This is a genomic window from Propionicimonas paludicola (assembly GCF_002563675.1).
Lineage (GTDB): Bacteria > Actinomycetota > Actinomycetes > Propionibacteriales > Propionibacteriaceae > Propionicimonas > Propionicimonas paludicola.
The window spans coordinates 1,637,650-1,658,722 of the sequence record NZ_PDJC01000001.1; the positions used below are offsets into that span (position 1 = coordinate 1,637,650).

Sequence of the window (21,073 nt, forward strand, 5' to 3'; positions counted from 1 at the left end):
TCCTATCCGCTGAGTCCGGCCACCGCTTCTGCGAAGGCCGCGCCGCGTTCGGCGTAGTCGGTGTACATGTCTCTACTGGCGCAGCCGGGGGCGAGCAACACCACGTCACCGGGATTGGCCCGGGACGCCGCCCACTCCACCGCCTGCTTCATCGCACCATGATCGCTGTTATCGAGCACCATCAGCGGCACCTGAGGTGCGTGTCGGGCGACTGCGTCGGCAATCACGGCGCGGTCGATGCCGAACACCACCACCGCGCGCAGCTTGTCGGCCACCTGGGTGACCAGCTCGTCGAAGGTGGTTCCCTTGGCCTGTCCCCCGGCGATCCACACCACCGAGTCGAACGCGGCCAGCGAGGCGGCGGCCGCATGCGGGTTGGTGGCCTTCGAGTCGTCGACATAGCGGACGCCGTTGCGCTCGGCCACGGTCTGGATCCGATGGTCGCCCAGCCGGAGCCGCTTGAGGCCCTCGGCGACCGCCTGCGGCGGCACTCCGAAGGAGCGGGCCAGGGCGGCTGCGGCCAGCGCGTTGGCCACGTTATGCGGGGCGTAGGGCTGGACGTCGGACACCTTGGCGATTTCGATGGCCGAATCCCAGCGCTGGCTGATGAAGGCGCGGTCGACCAGCACCTCGTCCACCACGCCCAGCATCGAGACCGCCGGAATGCCCAGGGTGAAGCCGATGGCCCGAGCACCCTCCTGAACCTCGGCCTCCTCGACCAGGTGCTCGGTGACCGGGTCGGCCACGTTGTAGACGCAGGCGTGCTGGACACGCTCGAAGATCCGGGCCTTGTCGGCTGTGTAGGCGGTCATCGAGTCGGTGACCCCGTCCGGCCAGCCGGCCCGGTCGGCGTACCACTCCAGATGATCCGGCGCCACGTTCAGCACGGCGGCCGAATGCAGCGCCAGGCTGTTGGTCCAGTGCAGCTGGAAGCTGGACAGCTCCACGGCGAGCACGTCGTAGTTGACGTCGTCCAGGACGGCCTCGACGATCGGGCGTCCGACGTTTCCGACCGCGGACGTCTTCAGCCCGGCCGCGGTCAGCATCGACTCCAGCATCCCGACCGTGGTGGTCTTGCCGTTGGTGCCGGTGACCGCCAGCCACGGCACCTGCCGATCGGGCAGGCTCATCCGCCAGGCCAGCTCCACCTCGCCCCAGATCGGGATCCCCCGCAGCGCGGCCTGGGCCAGCAGCGGAGCCGACGGTCGCCAGCCCGGCGAGGTGACCACCAGGTCGGCGTCGGCCGGCAGCTGGGCGGTCGAGCCCGGCCCGAGCCGGACGTCGGCGTCCAGGAACTCCAGGAGCTTGGCCTTCTCGGCATTCTCGCTGCTCAGTGAGTCATCCAGGACGATGACTTTGGCGCCGAGCTCGATCAGGCCGTCCGCAGCAGCGAAACCGGACGTACCCAGCCCGGCCACCACGACCGTGGCCTGCGACCACGGCGAGAGCCGATCCGCAGTAGCCAACCAGGACTTCACGGCTGCCCCACCACCCACTCGGCGTAGAACACACCGAGGCCGGTAGCCACGCACATGCCGCAGATGATCCAGAACCGGACGGTGATCGTCACTTCCTGCCAGCCCAGCAGCTCGAAGTGATGCTGTAGCGGGGCCATCTTGAACAACCGCTTCCCTCCGGAGATCTTGAACCAGCCGACCTGCAGCACCACCGAAGCGGTGATGATCACGAACAGGCCGGCCACGATCACCATCAGCAGCTCGGTCCGGGTCATCACCGACAGTGCCGCGAAAGCGCCGCCGATCGCCAACGAGCCGGTGTCACCCATGAAGATCTTGGCCGGGCTGGCGTTCCACCACAGGAAGCCGAAACAGGCCCCGGCCAGGGCGATCGAGACCACGGCCAGGTCGTAGGGGTCGCGCACCACGTAGCACTGCGGGCCGCCGACACCACAGGACTGGCTGTACTGCCAGATGTTCACGATCGCGTAGGCGGCGAAGACCATGGCGCCGGCACCGGTGGCCAGCCCGTCCAGGCCATCGGTGAGGTTGGCGGCATTCGACCAGGCGGCCACCAGGAAGACGATCCAGACCACGGCCAACGGCAGCGGCAACCAGATCCAGGGCAGGTCACGCAGGAAGGAGACGAACTGGCTGGCCGGGGACACACCGCGGGTGCTCGGCATCGACAGGGCCGCAATGGCGAAGGCGATGGCCGCTGCGGTCTGCAGGGTCAGTTTCACCCAGGCATGCAGACCCAGCGATCGAGCTTTGCTGATCTTGATCCAGTCGTCGGCCAGGCCGACCAGACCCAGGGCGACCACCAGGCCGAGCACCAGCAGACCCGAGGCGGTCGGCGGGGTCCAGGTGACCAGGTGGGCCAGGATGTAGGCGAGCACGACCGAGATGATGATTACGGTGCCGCCCATGGTAGGCGTGCCGCGCTTGGTGTGGTGGCTGGTCGGGCCGTCATCACGGATGAACTGGCCGTAGCCGCGCCGCACCAGGAAGCGAATCGCGTAGCGGGTGCCCAACAGGGTGCCGATCAGACCGATCGCCCCGGCGAGCAGGATGCTCCTCATTCCCTAACCTCCAGCGTCGACCGGCCCTCGGCGAGGGCCTGTGCCACCGTCTCCAGCGCCAAGCCACGTGATGCCTTGACCAGTACCGCATCATCAGGACGCAGCCAGTCCGCTGCAGTCGCGAGCGCTGCCGTCCGATCGGGCGCCATGCTAACCCCGACACCCCCGACACGCGCGCCAGCGGCCAGATCCTCGGCGTGGTCGCCGATCACGATCAGGTGGTCTATGCCCAGTTCGGCGGCCAGTGCGCCGACCCGTCGGTGGCACTCGGCGGCCGTGTCGCCCAGCTCGAGCATGTCACCGAGGATCGCCAGTAGCCGACCGGCCGGACGGCGGAGCCCAGCCAACGAATGGAGCGCGGCCGCCATCGAGTCCGGGTTGGCGTTGTAGGCATCGTTCACCACCAGCACCCGGTCCGGGCGCTGAGTGAGTTCCATTCGCCAGCGGGACCGAGCCTCGGCTCGGCTGAGCGCGTCCGCCACCTCGGCGAGGTCGATCCCGGCCAGCAGGCCGACGGCTGCGGCGGCCAGAGCATTCTCCACCTGGTGGGCGCCACTCACCTGGAGGCTGACCCGGGCCACACCTTCGGCCAGTCCGGCGGCGTGCAGGTCGAAGCCGGCCCGAGACAGTTCGTCCAGCTCGACGGAATCGGCCCAGACCCGAAGCTCACCAGGGCCGTCCGCGGCTCCGAAGCTGGCCAGCCGCGCCGCCGTCCGTCCGGCCATGGCCGCGACCAGCGGGTCGGCGGCGTTCAACACCGCCCAGCCGTCGGCCAGCAATGCCTTCACCAACTCGCCCTTGGCTTGGGCGATCACGGCCTGCGAGCCGAACTCGCCCAGGTGCGCCTGGCCCACATTGAGGACAACGCCGATCCGCGGCGGCACCACCTGGCACAGCCAGCGGATGTGGCCCAGCCCCCGGGCACCGAACTCGCTGACCAGGTATCGGGTACCGGTGTCGACCCGGGTCGCGGTCAGCGGCACCCCGATCTCATTGTTCTGGGAGCCGACCGGTGCCACAGTCTCGCCGGCCACGGCCAGCACCTGGGCGATCAGGTCCTTGGTACTGGTCTTCCCGGACGAGCCGGTGACGGCCACGCTGACCAGGCCACCGGCGATCGCCTCGTCCACCAGGCCGCGAGCCAACCGGGCCAGCCCTTCGGCCGGATCGGCGACCAGCAGCTGCGGAACCGGAAGGTCCAGTTCGCGTCCGACCAGGACGGCGGCTGCCCCGCCGGCCACCGCAGCAGCCGCGAAGTCGTGTCCGTCCACCCGCTCTCCGGGCAGGGCCACGAAGACACTGCCCGGCCGGGCCAGTCGGGAATCAATCACGACCGTCGGACCGACCGTCACAGTCGGGTCGCCGATCAGTCGGGCGTCGACCAGCGCAGCCAGCTGCGCAGTGGTCATCTCATGCATCAGGTTCTCCCATAACGGCCCGCCACTCGCGGCCGACCACAGCCACATCGTCGAAAGCGATCGTCTCGTGGGCCAGTTGCTGACCGCTTTCGTGCCCCTTACCCAGAATCGCGATCCAGTCGTCTGAACCGGCCAACCGCAGTGCGGTGCGAATGGCGTGGGTCCGGTCACCACCGTCGATCACCTCGGCCCCGCTCTCCGCGGCCGCGGCTCGGGCTCCGGCCAGCACCGCGGCCCGGATCGCTGCCGGGTCCTCGCTGCGCGGGTTGTCGTCGGTGACGATCACCACCTGGGCTCCGGTAGCCGCCGCCACTCCCATCGGGCCGCGCTTGGCCTGGTCACGATCGCCGCCACAGCCGAGCACGGCGATCCGTCTCCCCTGCGGGATCCCGTTCAGGGCGGCGGTCACCGACTCCGGAGTGTGTGCGAAGTCCACGATCACGCCGGGGGCGCCGGGGCCGAGGTCGACCCGCTGCATCCGTCCGGGCACTGCGGCCTCTCCGAAAGCCGACAGTGCCACCGAGAGGTCGAGTCCGGCCACGTCCAGCATCGCGGCTGCCGTGGTGGCGTTGCGCAGGTTGAACTCGCCGAGCAGACCCAGCCGGAAGCCGACCTGGCCGGTCGGGGTGGCCAGCCGGACCAGCCGGCTACCGTCCGGCTGGAGCTCGGACGAAGCCACGTAGTAGTCGGCCCGGTCGTCCGCGCCGGTGGTCAGCAGCGGCATCTGGCCGCCGGCCCGGATCTCGTCGGCCAGGCGGCGACCGTACTCATCGTCGATGCAGACCACGGCGGCCGCGGCCCGGCCGTTGCGGAACAGCTCGGCCTTGGCCTGGAAGTAGCTCTCCTGGTCGAGGTGGAAGTCCAGATGGTCGCGGCCCAGGTTGGTGAAGCCGGCCACGCCGAACCGGAGCTGATCGACCCGATGCAGGGCCAGCGCGTGCGAGGAGACCTCCATGGCCACGGCGTCCGCGCCGCGCTCGACCAGGTAGGCCAGCAGCGCCTGCAGATCGGACGACTCCGGCGTGGTCACCGTGGTTCGGCCCGAGGCCAGCTGCTGCTCCCCCAACCGGAAGCCGATGGTGCCGATGGTGCCGACCTGATGGCCGGCCGCGGCCAGACCGGCCGCCAGCAGGAAGCTGGTGCTGGTCTTGCCCGTGGTGCCGGTCACCCCGAACAGCGCCAGCCGGTCGCCCGGACGTCCATAGACCTCGGCGGCCACCCGGGCCAGTTCGGCCCGCGGATCAGCCACCACGACCACCGGGAGCGCACTGCCGGCGGCCCACTCGGCTCCGGCGGCATCGGTGAGCAGCGCCACCGCTCCGGCCTCGGCCGCAGTCGCCGCGAAGCGTGCCCCATGCGTCTGTGCGCCGGGCAGGCCGACATAGAGGTCGCCGGGGAGCACACTGCGGGAGTCGATACTGACCCCGCTGACGCTCAGGTCAGGGGCCGAGGGAAACAAGCCACTCAGCTGAACCGGACGGTTCCGGCTCGGCCGCAATGGTGCCGAAGTGCTGCTCATCGAGGGCTACCCTAGCCAAACCTGGTCAGGGCTCGATCGGCAGCTTCGGAACCTTGCCGGTCGATTGCGGGACTCCATAGCGAGCCAGGGCGAGCGCCATGATGTCGCGGTAGGCAGGTCCGGCCACCGACTGGCCCGAGGAACCACGGCGCGGATGATCGATCACGACGTACGCCACGATCTGCGGATCCTCGACCGGCCCGACCCCGATGGTCGAGGTGACCAGGCCGGTGGACTTCCCGGTCTTCGGGTCGAGCTTCTGCGAGGTTCCGGTCTTGGCGCCGGTCCGGTAGCCGGGGATGTCGAAGGTGTGCGCCCTGGTGTGCTGCACCATGGCCTCCATCATCGACACCACCTCGGCCGAAGTCTGCTCCGAGACGACGCGGCGCGGCTCTCCGGTCAGCAGGTTCTCCGAGGTGCCGTCGGCCAGAGCGCGGGACTTGAGCAGGCGCGGCGGGTTGTAGACCCCACCGTTGGCGATGCCGGCCACGGCAGCTGCCTGCTGGATCAGCGTCACCGAGACCGCGCTACCACCGAAGGCCAGACCGTCACGGCTGTAGTCAGGCATGTCGGCCGGCGGCAGGACGCCCTTCGACTCACCGGGCAGGCCGATCCCGGTCTTCTGGCCGAGGCCGAAGCTCACGTAGTAGTCGTGCAACGCCTGCTTGGTGGACTTGCGAGCCAGCTCGATGGTCCCCACATTGGACGACTTGGCCAGCACGCCACGCGCCAGCAGGGTCAACGTGCCGTGATCCCAGGCGTCACTGACGTACTTGTCGCCGGACTTGATCTTCCCGGGGACCTTCACGACATCGTCCGCACGGACCAAACCCTGATCCAGCAGCGCGGCGAAGGTGAGCGCCTTCTGCACCGATCCCGGGGTGTACGGCGTGGTCACGGCCCGGTTCTGCAAGTCCTTGGCATCGGCGTCACCGGGGGTGTTCGCATCGAAAGTCGGGTAGTTGGCCAGGGCCAGCACTTCGCCGGTCTTGACGTTCATCACGATCGCCATCCCGGAGTTGGCATCGGTCTTGCGGACCCGGTCGCCGAGGATCTGCTGGACTTCCCACTGCAGCCCGGCGTCGATGGTCAGCTGGTAGTCCAGCCCGTTCACGGCAGGCTGCAGCACGTTGGTGCCCAGCGGGATCTTCCCGTTCGGCGAGTTCTCGTAGATCTCCTTGCCGTCCTTGCCGGCCAGTTGGGAGTTCAGCACCAGTTCCAGGCCGCCACCACCGTCGCCGGCTTCATTGACGAAGCCCAGGACGTTCGCGGCCAGAGTCTTGTTCGGGTAGCGCCGGGTCGGGTGGCTCTCCTTGAACAGTCCCAGCAGCCCGGCGTCCGATACCGCCTGATTGAGTTCGCGGAAAACCGCAGCCGGCACCTGCTTGACCAGGATCTGGTAGCGGCTCCCAGCCTTGGTGAGCTTCGGCAGATAGCCGTCCACCGAGCCGCCCAGCCGGGTAGCCAGCAACTGGGCGAGCTGTTGCGGCGCCGCCGCGGCGACCTGACGGTCCTTGTCGGTCATCTGATCGGGGCTGAGCTTGCCGTTGGTCATGATCGCCAACGGATCGGCGATCACCCACACCGTGTCCTCGGTGAAGGCCAGCACCTCGCCATTGCGGTCGGTCAGTTCGCCACGGAACGCCGGAAGGTCGCGGGTCACCGTGATCTGGCTGGCCGCCTCGGCCGCGACGGTGTCGGCATCGATGGCCTGCACCTGGACGGCGCGGCCGGCCGCCATCGAGAAGATCACAGCGATCCCGATCAACAGCGCCCGCAGCCGGGTCACCGAGCTGACCACAGGCCGCTTGCGGGTGGTCGGACGCTTGGCCGGCTTGGCCTGCTTGGCGGGCCGAGCCTCCCGAGCCAGGAAGAACCGATCAAGAGGCCGCGACATCAGCCACGCCCCGTGGTGTCTGCCTGGGGGGCTCCGCCGGTCTGACCTCCGGCCGCGGCCTGGGCGTCCGCTTCGGCCTGGGCCTGCGCCTGAGCCGCCTTCGCGTCCGCCTTCGCCTTACGCGCGGCTTCTGCCTTCGCCTTGCGGTCCGCCTCGGCCTTGTCCATGGCCGCGACCTGCGCGGCGACCTGCTCATCGGTCAGGTAACGGATCGAGGGAACCTCGATGCCACTGACCGCCGACGCCTTGCCGATCACGTCCCCGTCATCGAGTCGCAAGTTGGCCGAGACCGGGTTGGGACGCATTCCCAACGACTGCGCAGCCACGGCCAGGCTCTGCACCGAGCGCTTGTCGGCAACGGCCGCCTGCAGCCCGGAGACCTTCGTAGCCAGTACGGCTGCCTGGTGCTGCCGGTCCTGCACCACGAACGCCTGGCTCTGCAGGGCCGTGGTCAACACCAGAATGCCGACCATGCCGAGAGCGAGTAGTCCCGCGACCACGGCGACGAACGGGATCGTGGCCAGACTGGAGGCCGACTGCGGGACCGGGCGCAGCCTCGGTCGGCGGCGTTCCGGAGTCGGACGAGGGGCGAGTTGGGCGGTCATCGGGCCTCCTCCTGCTTTCTGGCTAGGGCGCGCAGCCGGACCGGCTTGGCACGCGAGTTGAGTGCGATCTCGGCGTCCGAGGCTTGTTCGGCGCCGCGAGTGAGCAGAGTGAAGTTCGCGGCATAGCCGACCGGGACGGACGGGACGCCGACCGGCACCCGATCCGAGCTCGCTTGGGCGAAGACCCGCTTGACCAGTCGGTCCTCGCCGGAGTGATAGGCCAGCACGACCAGGCGGCCACCGGGGGCAAGGGCGTCCAGGGCGGCCGGGAGCACCTTGGCCAACGAGTCGAGCTCGGCATTGACCGCGATCCGCAGTGCCTGGAAGGTCCGCTTGGCCGGGTGTCCCCCGGTCTGTCGGGCCGCCATTGGGATGGCATCGGTGACCACCCGCACCAGGTCCGCCGAGCTGTGCAGTGGACGGGCCGCGACGATCCGGTCGGCGATCCGCCGGGCGAACCGCTCATCGGCGTAGTCACGCAGGATGCGGGCGATCTGGTCGGCCGACCAGGTGTTGACGATGACCTCGGCGGTGAGCTCTTGCTCCTGGTTCATCCGCATGTCCAGTGGCGCGTCGGTCGCATAGGCGAAGCCGCGGCTGGTGTCGTCGATCTGCAGCGATGACAGACCTAGATCCAGCAGGATCGCCTGGACTTTCGGACGTCCGGCCGCAGCCAGGACGTCCGGCAGTTCGTGGTAGATCGCCTGGTGAAGCTCGACCCGCGAGCCGAAACCGGCCAGCCGGGCGCCGGCCAGGGCCAGCGCATGCCGATCCCGGTCGATCCCGATGCAGCTCGCCTGGGGCGCCGCCTCCAGCATGGCGGCCGCATGGCCGCCCAAGCCCAGGGTGCCGTCCACGTACACCGAGCCGGGCTCGGCCAGGGCCGGGACCAACAACTCGACGACACGCTCCAACAGCACCGGATGGTGCTGAGGGGCGACGCTGCCGCCGGCTTCGCTCATCTCGACCCTGCCTGTCCGCTCTGCCTGGTTGCTGGTTCGTGCGTCGTGGTTTCAATCCGCGGTCTCCGCTCCTGGCACCGGGGAAGGTGCGCCAGGAGGGTCTGCACGCGGATTGAAGCCGCCACGCGCGAACCGTCCTTCGGTGGTCAGCCCACCGAGGGGGTTCCCTCATCCAAGGCCGCGAAGGCCTCCTCCTGAGTCGCCGAGTACTCCGCCCAGGTCGCCGCATCCCACACTTCGAGGCGGTTGAAGGCCCCGATCACGACGATCTCCTTGGTCAGGCCCGCGTAGGCCCGGAGCGGCAGCGGGACGGTCACCCGGCCCTGGCTGTCCGGCAACTCGTCCGAGGCACCCGAGGCCACCATCCGCTGGTAGTCGCGCACTCCTCGAACAGTGGAAGGTCCGGTCGCCGCATTCGCCACCTCGGCCAGGAACGCCTCGGTCGGCCATACGGCCAGACAGCGATCCTGCGCACGGGTGATGACCAGGCCGGATGCCAGCTGCTCGCGGAACTTCGCAGGCAGAAAGAACCGTCCCTTGTCGTCGAGTTTGGGGGTGTAGGTGCCCAGAAACATGGTGCCCACTCCCCTTTCCCTTTCCTCCACTTGGCCCCACAGTACTCCACTTTCCCCCACCGAGGTCGCTTTTTGATGAGTAAATCCACACGCCCCCACAACCACCGATCGCCGGTTAGGCTGGGCACGGTCCGGCACCAAAGACGACAGGGGCGAAGTGGAAGGCATCGGCGAGGACGACATCGCAAGGGTCACCGCATTGGCGCGGTCGATCCGAGAAGCGGTGAGCACGGTGATCGAGGGGAAGCCGGAAGCGATCGAGCTCGCGACCGCGGCTCTCCTCGCCGAGGCACATCTCCTGATCGAGGACGTGCCAGGAGTGGGCAAGACCATGCTCGCCAAGTCGCTGGCCAAGACCATCGACGCCACGGTCCGGCGGATCCAGTTCACTCCGGATCTGCTGCCGTCCGACATCACCGGGGTCTCGGTCTACAACCAGTCCAGCGGCAACTTCGAGTTCAAGCCGGGCAGCGTGTTCGCCAACCTGGTGATCGGCGACGAGATCAACCGCGCCTCCCCGAAGACCCAGTCGGCCCTGCTCGAGGCGATGGAAGAGCGCCGGGTGACCGTGGACGGGGTCAGCCACGAACTGCCCCGCCCGTTCCTGGTGATCGCCACCCAGAACCCGATCGAGATGGAGGGCACCTACCCACTGCCCGAGGCCCAGCGCGATCGCTTCGGGCTGCGGATCGACATCGGCTACCCGAGCCCGGCCGCGGAAGTGGCCATGCTGGAGCATCACGGTGACACCGATCCGTTGGGGCCACTGGCTCCGGTAGCGAGGGCGGCCACCGTGATGGAGGCCATCGGGATCGTCCGGCGGGTGTACGTCCATCCGCAGGTGAAGCAGTACCTGGTGAACGTGGTCTCGGCCACACGGGCCGCCCCGGAACTCCGACTGGGCGCATCTCCTCGAGCCAGCCTTCAACTGATGCGCGCAGCCAAAGCCTGGGCCGCCATGGACGGGCGTGGCTATGTGATCCCCGAAGACATCGCCGACCTGGCGATCCCCACCCTCGCCCACCGGGTCCTGCTCAGTCCCGCCGCTCAGCTGGCCGGCCGCAATCCGGCCGATGCGGTGGCTGCGGCGATCGCCACGGTTGCGGTGCCGGCCAAGCGGTGAGATGAAGGTCGGCAACCCGCTCACCGTGCGTGGCTGGGGCTTGCTCATCGGCGGCATCGCTTGGACGGTGGTGGCACTCAGCCTGGGACAACGACCGCTGGCCTGGCCGGGAGTCTTCCTGGCCACCGCTCCCCTGCTCAGCTGGCTGCTCCTGCTGCCGGCCTCGATCAGCTGCCGGGTGAGTCGTCAGGTCAGCTCGCTACGGGTCAGCGTCGGCGAGACCGCGCAGGTCGAGCTGCTCCCGGCTCCCCGCGCGCTGAGCTTCGGCGGGGTGTTCCGACTCCGGGACCGGTTGGCGCCGGCCCTGGGCGAAGCCCGGTGGTACATCATCCCGGCCGGGGTCGGCCGCTGGCGTCGCCGGCTGACCTATCGGGTCACCCCGGCCTGGCGGGGTCGGCATCAGATCGGTCCGACCGAGCAGAGCCTGGGCGACGGTCTAGGTCTGGCCCGTGCGCTGCGCAGCGCCGACAACTCGGTCGAGTTGGTCGCCCGGCCTCGAGTAGAGGTACTGCCGAGCCTGCGTCCGGCCACCGGCCAGGGCTCGCTCAGCGACCCGCTGATCCGGCAGAGCGGGCTCAGCGGCGCCGACGACGTGCTGATCCGCGAGTATGAGACCGGCGACGACGTCCGCCGGATCCACTGGCGCTCGACTGCGCACTTCGGCGAGCTGATGGTGCGTCGTGAGGAACGGTCCTGGGATCCGCGGGCCAGCGTGCTGGTGGACAACCGCAGCCACGGCTACGCACGGCGCAACCCCGACCTTCGGCTGGAATGGGCGATCTCGTCCGCGGCATCGATCACCTTGCAGCTGGCCAGGGACGGCTTCGCGGCCAGCCTGATCGACGTGGACGGACTGAGCCTGTCCGGCGGTGAGCCCGAACTGATCCTCGAACACCTCACCGATCTTGAAGCCAGCAGCACGCGCAGCCTGTCCACCGCCCTGTCTGCCGCGGGTGCGGAGGGGGCCAGCCAGCTGCTGGTGGCCATCCTCGGCCGGGTGGACGGCAGCGACGAAGCCGAGCTCGCCGCCGCTCTGGGCCACGGCCGGGTCGGCTGGGCGATCCTGGTCGGTGGAACCGGATCCGACCAGGCCACCGTCGACCGGCTCTCCCAGGCCGGCTGGCATGCCGTGATCGCCGACCCGTCCACTTCGGTAGCGCCGGCGTGGCAGGCATTCGGAGGGTGGAGCCGATGACTCCGGCCGACCGCACCACCCTCGCCTGCGCGGTGGCCGCCCTCACGGCCGGCTTCCCGCTGGTCGTGCTGACCAGCGACCGCACCTACCTGGTGCTCGCTGCATTGCTGATCGGAGCCAGCGCAGCCGTGGGGATCGGCGTGCGACACCTGGGCGCGCCGAGCTGGGCGGCCCGCCTGCTCCAGCTGAGCGCCCTCATCCTGATCCCGATCGTCGTGCCGGCCAGCCAGAACCCGGTGCGACTGATCACCAAGACGGTGATCCACATCCAGGCGTCGGTGGCTCCGATGGCGTATGAGGTGGGCTTCGCCGCACTCAGTGGGGTGCTGCTGTGGTTGGTGTTCGTGATCCTGGAGGCGATCGGCGAGGCGGTCCGAAGCTCGGTGCTCGGCTTGGCCCTGCTGCTGCCCAGCTTCATCGCGGACGTGGTGATCGCACCGGATCTCACCGGCTTCTGGCACTTCGCGGTACCGGCGTTCGGCTATGCGATCCTGCTGGCCACCAGCACCCGGAACCGTGCCGGGCAGGAGAGTCCGGGCGCCTCAGTGACCGGTCTGCGCCGAGGAATCCTGAGCATCGCGGCACTGACCACGGTGCTGGCCCTGGTCGCGGCCATGGTGGTCACCGGACGGCTTCCGGCAGCCAAGCAGAGTTGGGGCCAGGGCATCAACGGCGGCGTCCAGCTGGTCGACCCGAGCCTCGACCTGATCCGCAACATCAACGCGGTCACCGACCGGCCGGTGCTGAGCTACCGCAGCGATGACGGCAAGGGCAGCTATCTGCGACTGGCCGCACTCAGCGGCTTCACCGACAGCGGCTTCGGCCTGGTGCCGACTGAACTCTTCCCGGGGCCGATGGCGTCCGGCCGCCCGCCCGGGGAGCAGCGCTGGGTGAAGCTGGACGTCACGGTCGGCGACTTCACCAGCCAGTGGCTGCCGGTGCCGTGGGTGCCGACCAGCTACAGCGCCACCGGCGACTGGCGCTACGACCGGACGACGCTCGCCGTTGCTGCGGTCGGCGACACCCAGGCCACTGCTACCCGCGGGTTGCACTACACAGCGACCGGCTGGCAGATGCTCGACCTGGACAAGGAACTGGCTAGCGCTCAGGCCGGCGATCCGGGCGACCGGGGACTCACCCTGGAACTACCCGAGGGGATCTCAGCGGAGGTGACCGGCCTGGTCGACAACCTGACCAGCGGCCTGCGCAGCTCCGGAGCCAAGGCCTTGGCGCTCCGGGACTTCCTGCGCTCGGGAGAGTTCACCTACTCCACGCAGATGGCGCCCGGGACGACCATCGGCACTCTCAACGACTTCCTGATCGGCAGCCGAGTCGGCTACTGCGAGCAGTTCGCCGGCGGGCTGGCCACGATGGCCCGGATCGCCGGCATCCCCTCGCGAGTTGTGGTCGGCTTCCTGCCCGGACGCAAGAGCGGCGACGTCTGGCAGGTCGGGGTGCGCAACATGCACGCCTGGACCGAGCTGTACTTCGATGACCTGGGCTGGGTGGCCCTGGACGCAACCCCGCCCGGCGCGGTCGAGGGTGGCCCGACGGCGACCTCCAGTGCGGAACCGACAGTCTCCCCCACGTCGACAGCGCCGCGAACCAGCGAGGCGCCGGTGCCCCGTCCCAGCCAATCCGCTCGGCCCACCACACCGGCCCCGGAGCAGCGAGCGCCGATCTGGCCGATCGTCGGCTGGATCGCCGCCGCCATTCTGCTGCTGGCACTGCCTCGGTTGGTCCGGCTCGGACTCAGCCTGCTTCGCCTGCATCGCACCGAGGCAGGTCCGGCCGCAGAGGGCGCCTGGTCGGAGGCGACCGCACGCCTGGCCGATGCCGGGATTCGGCTTGAGCGAGGTTCGCCGCGACTGCAGGCGAAGCAGGCGGCCGAACACCTGGACGAGTCCGCGGCCACCGCGCTGTTCCAGCTGGCAGTGGCCGTGGAGCGCGCTCGGTTCGACCGGCAACCGGCCTCGCCCGAGGGGCTGATGCCGCTGCTGCAGACGCTGAGTGCGGGACTGGCCGGACGACGCCGCACTCTGCTTGCGCAGTGGTGGCCGAAGTCGCTACGACCGAGATTGGGTAGCCGCAGGGGAGACCCGAGCTAGCCGATCGGCGAGGTTAGTTGCCGTCGCCGGAAGGGCGATGATGACGCTCATCGCTGCGATCGCCGGACTGGCGGTGATCGGTGGTCCCCGCAGCGGCGTCGGCCTGCTCGAAACCACGCAGTGCCAGCACCGCAGCTCCCAGCATGACCACGAACCCGAGGACGCTGATCAGCCAGTGCAGTTCCATCCCGCCGACCAGCGCGGCCAGTCCGAGGAAGAACAGCAGCGCGGCGAGCACCGTCTGGCGGCGTGCCCAGCGATGTCCGCTGCCCCGAAGCGCATTGGCGAATTTCGGATCGTCGGCGGCCAGGTCAGCCTCCAACTGGGCGAGTCGCCTCCGCTCCTCTTCAGTGAGGGCCATGGTCACCTCCTCCGGTGTTACTTCAGCGCCAGTCTAGGCTGCGATCAGGTATTTCGGAACCGACGACCCCATCGCGCCTGGTAAGCACTGCTCGCTGAACCTTTCCACGGCCGAAACGCTCGATCAATCGGTCGCCGGCCCGGTCGAGGTCAGCCCAGCCATGGTCCGGCTCGTCCAGGCGTGGCTGGACCGCCACCCGGGAGCGGTCGCTGAGTTCAGTGACTCGCAGCCCGACCCGGCGCACACCGAGGCGTCCGCCGCGCAGCCGGGTGCAGACCTGGCGCGCGGCGAGATAGAGCTCCTGACTCACGTCAGTGGGCATCGCCAGCGTGGCCGAGGCTGAGCCACTGGTGAAATCCGCGTAGCGCAGTCCGACCGTGATCCGACGGCCGAGAACATCGGCGGCACGCATCCGAGAGGCCACCTTGGTGACGACCCGCAACAGCACGGCGTGCAGTTCGTCCACGCTGGCCAGATCCCGGTACCCGGTGATCTGGCAGCCCACTCCCCTGGTCCCCGGCTGATGAAACTCGGCCGACCAGCTCTGCCCCCAGGCCAGCGCCCGCAGGCTCAGGCCGGCATGAGGCCCGAAGGCCCGGCGTAGGTCGACCGCGGAGAGTTGGGCCAAGTCACCGATGGTGACCACGCCCAAGCGATGCAACTTGGTGGCGGCCGACTCGCCTACCCCAACCAGCGCTTCCACCGGCAGCGGATGCAGGAAGCCGATCACCTCGTCGGCGTCCACCTCGCGCAGTCCGTCCGGCTTGGCGGCGTTGGCCGCCATCTTCGCGACCAGGCGGTTCGGTCCGATTCCCACCGAGCAGGTGAGTTTCAGCTCATCGAAGATGATCGCCCTGATCCGGGCGCCGACCTCAGCCGGAGGTACGGCCCGCGGCCCACTCGGCAGCTCGAGATAGGCCTCGTCGATGGAGGCCATCTGCACCTTGGCCGAAAAGGTCTGAAGGATCTCTCGTACTTCCGAGGAGGCCTCGGTGTAGCTGCCGAAATCGCCAGGGACGCCCACGCCCTGCGGGCACAGCCGTCGAGCCGCCACCACCGACATTCCACCGCGTACCCCGAAGGCGCGGGCTCGGTAGTTGGCCGAGAGCACCACGCCCCGCTCGGCCCCACCCACCCACATCGGCACTTCGGCGAGTTCGGGACGATCGCGCTGCGCGACGGCCGCATAGAACGCGTCCATGTCCACATGAAGAATCGGAGCTGTCGGTTGCTCGTCGGCGGTCATCGTGAGCCGAGGCGCCGCCCGGGGCGGCGTGGCCCCATCGTCATCACTCACCACGAGTCGCCCCTGCCGGTTCCCCACGAAGACTGTCCCGGCTGAGCGGGCCGATGACCCCGGCGCGGGCGCTGGGTCGAGGAGCGCCCGCACCGGAGATCGGACGGGCCCGAGGGCCCGCCACGAGCCTTCCCCAGCTCGGCCGATCGATTCGATGTATTCGAACATCTTTTCGATTCAAGGACATCATAGGCGGCCCCTCCGACAGTTCGTCAAGTGGGGCGTCCGGGCGCGCGGTCGGGATCACACCACGGCCGAAGTCGCGATACCGAGCAACGTGGCGGCTGCCGTCCTGTGCTCAGCCCAGGACGGTGATCTCCACCTCGACAAACAGGTCGGAGGACTCGGTGCCGGAGTAGACGCCCTTCAGCGGGGGGACGTCGAAGTAGTCACGGCCCACCCCGACTTCCACATGGAAGTCGCCGGGAGCGACGTCGTTGGTCGGATCCAGGCCGACCCAGGCGCCGTCCCAGTACTGCAGCCAGGCGTGCGACTCCCCCACCCGCACCTCGCCGACCACCGGGGTGGCGGAGGGCATCACATAGCCCGAGACATAGCGCGCCGGAATTCCGGCACTGCGCAGGGCTCCCAGCCCGAGGTGAACCAGGTCCTGACAGACGCCGGCCTGGATCTCCCAGACATCGGCCGCTCGGGTGTTCACCTGGGTGGAGCCGGGCACATAGGCGACCCGCTCGCGGATCCGGCCGATGATCGCGGCCACCGCCTCGGCCGGACGCGCGCAGTCTCGGGCCGCCTCGGTGGCGATCCGGCGCAGCTCGGCTCCAGGATCGACATGCTCGCTGATCGCCAGCATCTCGATGTGCTTGTCGATGAACGAGTCCTCGGCCAGCTCGGCCCACTCGACTCCGGGACCGACGGCCAGCCGGTCGCCCACTTCCACGGTGCTGACCGCGACGACGTCCAGGCGCTGATGCGGCTCGGCCACTTCGAAGGCGGTCACCGAGGTGCCCCAGTAGTCAGTGAAGGTGTGCGTCCAGGCGACCGGGTTGATGTCCAGCCGGGTGGCCTGGACGAACTGCTCCCGGGTCGCCCGAGGAGTCATCCGGGCCTCGTTGTGCGAGGCGCTGACCAGTCCGGTGTAGCGGTAGCCCGTGCGATGCACCACTCGCAGCTGTCGACCCATCAGTTGCCTCCGCTCCAGCTCGCCGCGGCCGAGCTGCTGAAGTACCGCTCGGTGATCGCTTCGCTGGCCTGGTTGCAGGTGCGCTGCAACTCGGTCATCCGGGCCGGCAGATCCTCCAGGATTCGGCCTGGCGCCCGGTACTCCAGCGCCGATCGCGCGGTCCCCAGCAGCCGGGTGGACTCGTCCTCGTAGCCGGCTCGTCGGCCGCTGGCCAGGTTCAGCTCGGCCAGGGCCGCCTCGGCCGCGGCCAGGCTGTGTACGACTGAGCGCGGGAACAGCCGATCCAGCAGGACGAACTCGGCCGCATCGGTGTCGGTGGTCACGCCGCCGTACGACCGGACGAAGGCGTGATGGGCACCGCAGCCGCGCAGCACGTTGTTCCAGGAGCTCTGGGTGCCCGCCGTGATGTGCGCGGTGGAGATCAGCCGGGCGGTCATGTCCACCCGCTCGATGCTGCGGCCCAGGGCCAGGAACAGCCAGCCCTCATCGTGGCTCATTGTCTGGTCGGCGGTGCCGGAGATGACCGCACAGCGCTCCCGGACGTGCCGGAACGCCGAAGCCGGACGCATCCGCTGCAGCCGACCACCCTTCACCGAGTTCCAGGTGGTATTGATGGCCTCCCACATCTCGATCGAGACCGTCTCCCGGGCCCGCCGGGCGGCCTCCCGGGCTCCGCCCAGGGCCGCGGCGATCGAGCAGGGCGAGGTGGGGTCATAGCTGAGCAGCCGGAGCACCTCGGTGGTGTCGGCGGCCTCCAGCGACGGCGCCCCCATCACGGCCAGCAGGGTCAGCGCGGCATCGTCCTGGTCGACCGAGGGGTCGTCCAGCAGCAGCTGGAGGTGCACCTCGACGATCCGGCAGGTGTCCTCGGCCCGCTCCAGGTAGCGGCCGATCCAGAACAGCGACTCGGCGATCCGGCTCAGCACGATCCACCTCCGACCCGGGTCTGCTGCTGTTGCTGGGCCTGCTGATGAGCCACCTTCTCCTCGCCGAGGTCCACCAGCGGCACCGAGGCCACCACGTCCCGGCCGCGCCGGCGGCGGCGCTTACCCCGGACGGCATCGCGGGCCAGCACCCAGGTGTCCTTCGAGCCGCCACCCTGGCTGGAGTTCACGATCAGCTCACCCTCGGGCAGGGCCACCCGGGTCAGTCCACCGGGCAGCACGTAGACGTCACTGCCGGAGTTCACCGCGAAGGGGCGCAGATCGACGTGCCGGGGCGCCATCTGGCCGTCGATCATGGTCGGCACCGTGGACAGCTGGACGACGGGTTGGGCGATCCAGCCGCGGGGATCCTTCAGGATCCGGGCGCGCAGCGCGTCCAGCTGCTTGACGGTGGCTTTCGGCCCGATCACGATGCCCTTGCCGCCGGAGCCGTCCACCGGCTTGAGGACCAGCTCGGCCAGCCGATCGAGCACCTCCTCGCGGTGCGCGGGATCCTCCAGCCGCCAGGTGTCGACACTGGCCAGCAGCGGTTCCTCACCCAGGTAGTAGCGGATCAGATCCGGCACATAGGTGTAGACGAGCTTGTCATCGGCCACTCCGTTACCGATGGCATTGGCGATGGTGACGTTGCCGGCCCGGGCCGCGGTGAGCAGCCCGGCGCAGCCGAGCACCGAGTCGGAGCGGAACTGGGCCGGATCGAGGAACTCGTCGTCGACCCGGCGGTAGATCACGTGCACCGGGCGCAGCCCGTGGGTGGTCCGGATCGAGACCCGTCCGCTGTGACAGACCAGGTCACGGCCTTCGACCAGCTCGACGCCCATCATCCGGGCCAGCAGGGCGTGCTCGAAGTAGGCGGAGTTGAACACCCCGGGGGTGAGCACCACCACGGTCGGGTCGGGTACGCCGGACGGTGCCGCGGCCCGCAGCGCGGCCAGCAGCTGCAGTGGATAGCCCTCCACCGGACGGATCCGGTGCCGGCTGGTCACCTCCGGGAGCGCGGAGAACATGGCCCGGCGGTTGGTCATCACATACGACACCCCGGACGGCACTCGGACGTTGTCCTCCAGGACCCGGAACCGGCCGACCTCGTCGCGGATCAGGTCGATCCCGGCCACATGGCAGCGGACGCCATTGGCCGGATGCAGCCCGGCGACCACCCGGTGGTAGTGCGGCGAGGTGACCACAACCCGGCGGGGAATCACCCCGTCGCGGAAGGCTCGCCCTTCGCCGTAGACGTCGGCCAGAAAGGCCTCCAGTGCTCGGACCCGCTGGGCGACTCCGTCCTCGACCTCGGCCCACTCGCTGGACAGCAGCACCCGGGGCACGATGTCCAGCGGAAACGGACGCTCCTCGCCGCCGATGTCGAAGGTGACCCCCTGATCGAGGTAGGTCGACTTCAGGTACTCCGCGCGAGCGCGGACCTCTTCGCCATCGAGCTTGCCGAGTTGCCGCAGCACCGACCCATAGGCGACCCGTACGCCCTCGGCACCCACCACCTCATCGAAGGCTTTCGGCGTGCCGGCGTAGTCACGAAACAGCAGACTCACGTCTCGAAGGCTAAAACCGCCTTGTTTCGAGCGGGTGTCGATTGTGAGTCGTTACTCCGCACACCACGGTGGGGCCAGGACTAGCGCTCTTCGCGGCGCGGGCGAGCCTTGCGGGGCTTGCTGCCCGGCCCACCGGCCGGACGGCTGCTCACCCGGCCGAGTTCGATCAGCTTCCCGGAGATCCGGGTCTCGGCCAGCGCCTGCCAGGCCTCCGGCGGCAACTTGGCGGGCAACTCGACCAGCGAGTGGTCGATCCGGATATCGATGTGACCGAAGTCGGAGCGCTGCAGGCCGCCCTCATTGGCCAGCGCGCCGACGATCTGCCGCGGCTGCACCCGATGCCGGCGACCCACTGCGATCCGATAGGTGGCCAGTTCGACCTGGTTGCGCGGACGCCGTTCGCGCGGCGAATCATCGTCCCGCTCGAACCGCTGGCCGCGGGTCGGACGCTCACCGCGCTCGCCCCGCTCGCTGCGGACATACGGCTCCGGCTTGGACTCCTCCAGCAGCAGCGGCACATCGCCCTGCATGACGATGGCCAGCGCCGCGGCCACGTCCACCTCGGGCACGTCGTGCTCGCGGACGTAGTGGGCCACGATGTCGCGGAAGGTGTCCACCGAGTCCGACTCCAGCGCCGCGGTGATGGCCGAGTCGAACTTGGTGAGCCGGGTGCTGTTCACGTCGTCGATGGAGGGCAGCGGCATCTGGGTGACCGACTGCCGGGTGGCCTTCTCGATCTGGTTCAACAGATAGAACTGCTTGGGCGTGACGAAGGAGATGGCGTCGCCGGTGCGTCCGGCGCGGCCGGTCCGGCCGATCCGGTGCACGTACGACTCGGTGTCGGTGGGCAGGTCGTAGTTGACCACATGGCTGATCCGGTCCACGTCCAGGCCGCGGGCGGCCACGTCGGTGGCCACCAGGATGTCCAGCTTGCCGGACTTCAGCTGGTTGATGATCCGCTCGCGCTGGGCCTGAGCCACATCGCCGTTGAGCGCGGTGGCTGCGAAGCCCCGGGCCCGCAGCCGCTCGGCCAGCTGCTCGGTGTCCTGCTTGGTGCGGGCGAAGATGATCATGGCCTCGAAGTTCTCCACCTCGAGGATGCGAGTCAGCGCGTCCAGCTTCTGGGCCGGAGCGACCCGCAGATAGCGCTGGGTGGTGGTGGCCACCGTGGTGGTCTTGCTCTTGATGTTGATCTCGATCGGATCGACCAGGTAGCGCTTGGTGATCTTGCGAATCGGGGCCGGCATGGTGGCCGAGAACAGCGCGACCTGCTTGCCCTCCGGAGTGCCGGCCAGGATGGTCTCGACGTCCTCGGCGAAGCCCATGTTGAGCATCTCGTCGGCCTCGTCGAGGACCAGGAAGCGCAGCTGGCTGAGATCCAGGGTGCCCTTCTCCAGGTGATCCATGATCCGGCCCGGGGTGCCGACGACCACCTGGACGCCGCGGCGCAACGCGCTCAGCTGGACGCCATAGGCCTGGCCACCGTAGACCGGCAGCAGGTGCAGGTTCGGCAGGTGCGATCCGTAGCTGGCGAAGGCCTCACAGACCTGCAGCGCAAGTTCGCGGGTCGGGCACAGCACCAGCGCCTCGGGGGCCTTCTGGCTGTAGTCGAGCTGGGAAAGGATGGGCAGCGCGAAGGCAGCGGTCTTGCCGGTGCCGGTCTGCGCTCGGCCCAGGACATGGCGTCCTTCGAGCAGCGGCGGAATGGTCGCCGCCTGGATCGCCGTGGGCAACTCGTACCCAAGATCCTTCACCGCCTTCAGCACTCGCTCGTCGAGTCCGAGGTCGCTGAATCGGGGCAAAGGGAGGTCAACTTCTTGTTGCGTCACCTGCGAAGTG

17 protein-coding genes are annotated in these 21,073 nt (G+C 69.1%); 3 read left to right on the forward strand and 14 right to left on the reverse strand.

Features of this window, described 5'->3' with window-relative positions; genetic code table 11:
* Nucleotides 1-2 precede the first annotated feature (2 nt).
* The 8 genes from murD to mraZ form a co-directional block, all read right to left on the reverse strand.
* Complete coding sequence (murD, locus tag ATK74_RS07515; protein ID WP_425440098.1) at nucleotides 3-1,496, reverse strand: UDP-N-acetylmuramoyl-L-alanine--D-glutamate ligase; 1,494 nt, start codon at nucleotides 1,494-1,496, stop codon at nucleotides 3-5.
* Complete coding sequence (gene mraY / locus ATK74_RS07520) at nucleotides 1,475-2,539, reverse strand: phospho-N-acetylmuramoyl-pentapeptide-transferase (protein ID WP_098460452.1); 1,065 nt, start codon at nucleotides 2,537-2,539, stop codon at nucleotides 1,475-1,477. Before mraY ends, murD begins: the two co-directional genes overlap by 22 nt.
* Nucleotides 2,536-3,957 carry a UDP-N-acetylmuramoyl-tripeptide--D-alanyl-D-alanine ligase gene (locus ATK74_RS07525; protein ID WP_098462118.1) on the reverse strand — a complete coding sequence of 474 codons (1,422 nt, stop codon included), beginning with the start codon at nucleotides 3,955-3,957 and terminating at the stop codon, nucleotides 2,536-2,538. Before ATK74_RS07525 ends, mraY begins: the two co-directional genes overlap by 4 nt.
* Nucleotides 3,950-5,476 carry a UDP-N-acetylmuramoyl-L-alanyl-D-glutamate--2,6-diaminopimelate ligase gene (locus ATK74_RS07530; protein ID WP_098460453.1) on the reverse strand — a complete coding sequence of 509 codons (1,527 nt, stop codon included), beginning with the start codon at nucleotides 5,474-5,476 and terminating at the stop codon, nucleotides 3,950-3,952. Before ATK74_RS07530 ends, ATK74_RS07525 begins: the two co-directional genes overlap by 8 nt.
* Nucleotides 5,477-5,501: 25 nt before the next feature.
* Nucleotides 5,502-7,373, reverse strand: a complete 1,872-nt coding sequence (locus ATK74_RS07535) for a peptidoglycan D,D-transpeptidase FtsI family protein (protein WP_098460454.1) — start codon at nucleotides 7,371-7,373, stop codon at nucleotides 5,502-5,504.
* Nucleotides 7,373-7,978 carry a cell division protein FtsL gene (gene ftsL, locus ATK74_RS07540; RefSeq protein ID WP_098460455.1) on the reverse strand — a complete coding sequence of 202 codons (606 nt, stop codon included), beginning with the start codon at nucleotides 7,976-7,978 and terminating at the stop codon, nucleotides 7,373-7,375. Before ftsL ends, ATK74_RS07535 begins: the two co-directional genes overlap by 1 nt.
* Nucleotides 7,975-8,940 carry a 16S rRNA (cytosine(1402)-N(4))-methyltransferase RsmH gene (rsmH, locus tag ATK74_RS07545; protein WP_098460456.1) on the reverse strand — a complete coding sequence of 322 codons (966 nt, stop codon included), beginning with the start codon at nucleotides 8,938-8,940 and terminating at the stop codon, nucleotides 7,975-7,977. The genes ftsL and rsmH overlap by 4 nt, the downstream gene beginning before the upstream one ends.
* A 146-nt stretch (nucleotides 8,941-9,086) precedes the next feature.
* Nucleotides 9,087-9,515 (reverse strand): division/cell wall cluster transcriptional repressor MraZ, encoded by a 429-nt coding sequence (gene mraZ, locus ATK74_RS07550; RefSeq protein WP_098462119.1) that lies wholly within the window; start codon nucleotides 9,513-9,515, stop codon nucleotides 9,087-9,089.
* Nucleotides 9,516-9,672: 157 nt separating this feature from the next.
* On the opposite strand from mraZ, the gene ATK74_RS07555 reads away from it, so the two are divergent.
* The 3 genes from ATK74_RS07555 to ATK74_RS07565 are packed head-to-tail and all read left to right on the forward strand — an operon-like array spanning nucleotide 9,673 to nucleotide 13,941.
* Nucleotides 9,673-10,638 (forward strand): AAA family ATPase, encoded by a 966-nt coding sequence (locus tag ATK74_RS07555; protein ID WP_098460457.1) that lies wholly within the window; start codon nucleotides 9,673-9,675, stop codon nucleotides 10,636-10,638.
* Between the two features lies 1 nt (nucleotide 10,639).
* A complete protein-coding gene (locus tag ATK74_RS07560; RefSeq protein ID WP_169923775.1) occupies nucleotides 10,640-11,833 on the forward strand; it encodes a DUF58 domain-containing protein in 1,194 nt (397 codons plus the stop codon).
* The gene (locus ATK74_RS07565) at nucleotides 11,830-13,941 is read left to right on the forward strand and encodes a transglutaminase TgpA family protein (RefSeq protein ID WP_143483592.1); all 2,112 of its coding nucleotides are present in this window, start codon (nucleotides 11,830-11,832) and stop codon (nucleotides 13,939-13,941) included. The genes ATK74_RS07560 and ATK74_RS07565 overlap by 4 nt, the downstream gene beginning before the upstream one ends.
* A gap of 13 nt (nucleotides 13,942-13,954) precedes the next feature.
* On the opposite strand, the gene ATK74_RS07570 is transcribed toward ATK74_RS07565, so the two are convergent.
* From ATK74_RS07570 to ATK74_RS07595, 6 genes are all read right to left on the reverse strand, one after another.
* Nucleotides 13,955-14,302, reverse strand: a complete 348-nt coding sequence (locus tag ATK74_RS07570) for a DUF3040 domain-containing protein (RefSeq protein ID WP_098460460.1) — start codon at nucleotides 14,300-14,302, stop codon at nucleotides 13,955-13,957.
* A gap of 22 nt (nucleotides 14,303-14,324) precedes the next feature.
* Nucleotides 14,325-15,767, reverse strand: a complete 1,443-nt coding sequence (gene dinB / locus ATK74_RS07575; RefSeq protein ID WP_098460461.1) for a DNA polymerase IV — start codon at nucleotides 15,765-15,767, stop codon at nucleotides 14,325-14,327.
* A 130-nt stretch (nucleotides 15,768-15,897) separates the two neighbouring features.
* Nucleotides 15,898-16,743, reverse strand: a complete 846-nt coding sequence (locus tag ATK74_RS07580; RefSeq protein WP_098460462.1) for a transglutaminase family protein — start codon at nucleotides 16,741-16,743, stop codon at nucleotides 15,898-15,900.
* A complete protein-coding gene (locus ATK74_RS07585; protein ID WP_098460463.1) occupies nucleotides 16,743-17,669 on the reverse strand; it encodes an alpha-E domain-containing protein in 927 nt (308 codons plus the stop codon). The genes ATK74_RS07580 and ATK74_RS07585 overlap by 1 nt, the downstream gene beginning before the upstream one ends.
* The gene (locus tag ATK74_RS07590) at nucleotides 17,663-19,234 is read right to left on the reverse strand and encodes a circularly permuted type 2 ATP-grasp protein (protein ID WP_098460464.1); all 1,572 of its coding nucleotides are present in this window, start codon (nucleotides 19,232-19,234) and stop codon (nucleotides 17,663-17,665) included. The genes ATK74_RS07585 and ATK74_RS07590 overlap by 7 nt, the downstream gene beginning before the upstream one ends.
* Before the next feature lie 80 nt (nucleotides 19,235-19,314).
* Nucleotides 19,315-21,063 (reverse strand): DEAD/DEAH box helicase, encoded by a 1,749-nt coding sequence (locus tag ATK74_RS07595; protein ID WP_098460465.1) that lies wholly within the window; start codon nucleotides 21,061-21,063, stop codon nucleotides 19,315-19,317.
* Between the last annotated feature and the right edge of the window lie 10 nt (nucleotides 21,064-21,073).

Excerpts from the sequence above, each read along its gene's own strand:
- mraY (WP_098460452.1), bottom strand. The coding sequence starts at position 2,539 with ATGAGGAGCATCCTGCTCGCCGGGGCGATCGGTCTGATCGGCACCCTG.
- ATK74_RS07525 (WP_098462118.1), bottom strand. The coding sequence starts at position 3,957 with ATGCATGAGATGACCACTGCGCAGCTGGCTGCGCTGGTCGACGCCCGA.
- ATK74_RS07530 (WP_098460453.1), bottom strand. The coding sequence starts at position 5,476 with ATGAGCAGCACTTCGGCACCATTGCGGCCGAGCCGGAACCGTCCGGTT.
- ATK74_RS07535 (WP_098460454.1), bottom strand. The coding sequence starts at position 7,373 with ATGTCGCGGCCTCTTGATCGGTTCTTCCTGGCTCGGGAGGCTCGGCCC.
- ftsL (WP_098460455.1), bottom strand. The coding sequence starts at position 7,978 with ATGACCGCCCAACTCGCCCCTCGTCCGACTCCGGAACGCCGCCGACCG.
- rsmH (WP_098460456.1), bottom strand. The coding sequence starts at position 8,940 with ATGAGCGAAGCCGGCGGCAGCGTCGCCCCTCAGCACCATCCGGTGCTG.
- mraZ (WP_098462119.1), bottom strand. The coding sequence starts at position 9,515 with ATGTTTCTGGGCACCTACACCCCCAAACTCGACGACAAGGGACGGTTC.
- ATK74_RS07560 (WP_169923775.1), top strand. The coding sequence starts at position 10,640 with ATGAAGGTCGGCAACCCGCTCACCGTGCGTGGCTGGGGCTTGCTCATC.
- ATK74_RS07565 (WP_143483592.1), top strand. The coding sequence starts at position 11,830 with ATGACTCCGGCCGACCGCACCACCCTCGCCTGCGCGGTGGCCGCCCTC.
- ATK74_RS07570 (WP_098460460.1), bottom strand. The coding sequence starts at position 14,302 with ATGGCCCTCACTGAAGAGGAGCGGAGGCGACTCGCCCAGTTGGAGGCT.
- dinB (WP_098460461.1), bottom strand. The coding sequence starts at position 15,767 with ATGTTCGAATACATCGAATCGATCGGCCGAGCTGGGGAAGGCTCGTGG.
- ATK74_RS07580 (WP_098460462.1), bottom strand. The coding sequence starts at position 16,743 with ATGGGTCGACAGCTGCGAGTGGTGCATCGCACGGGCTACCGCTACACC.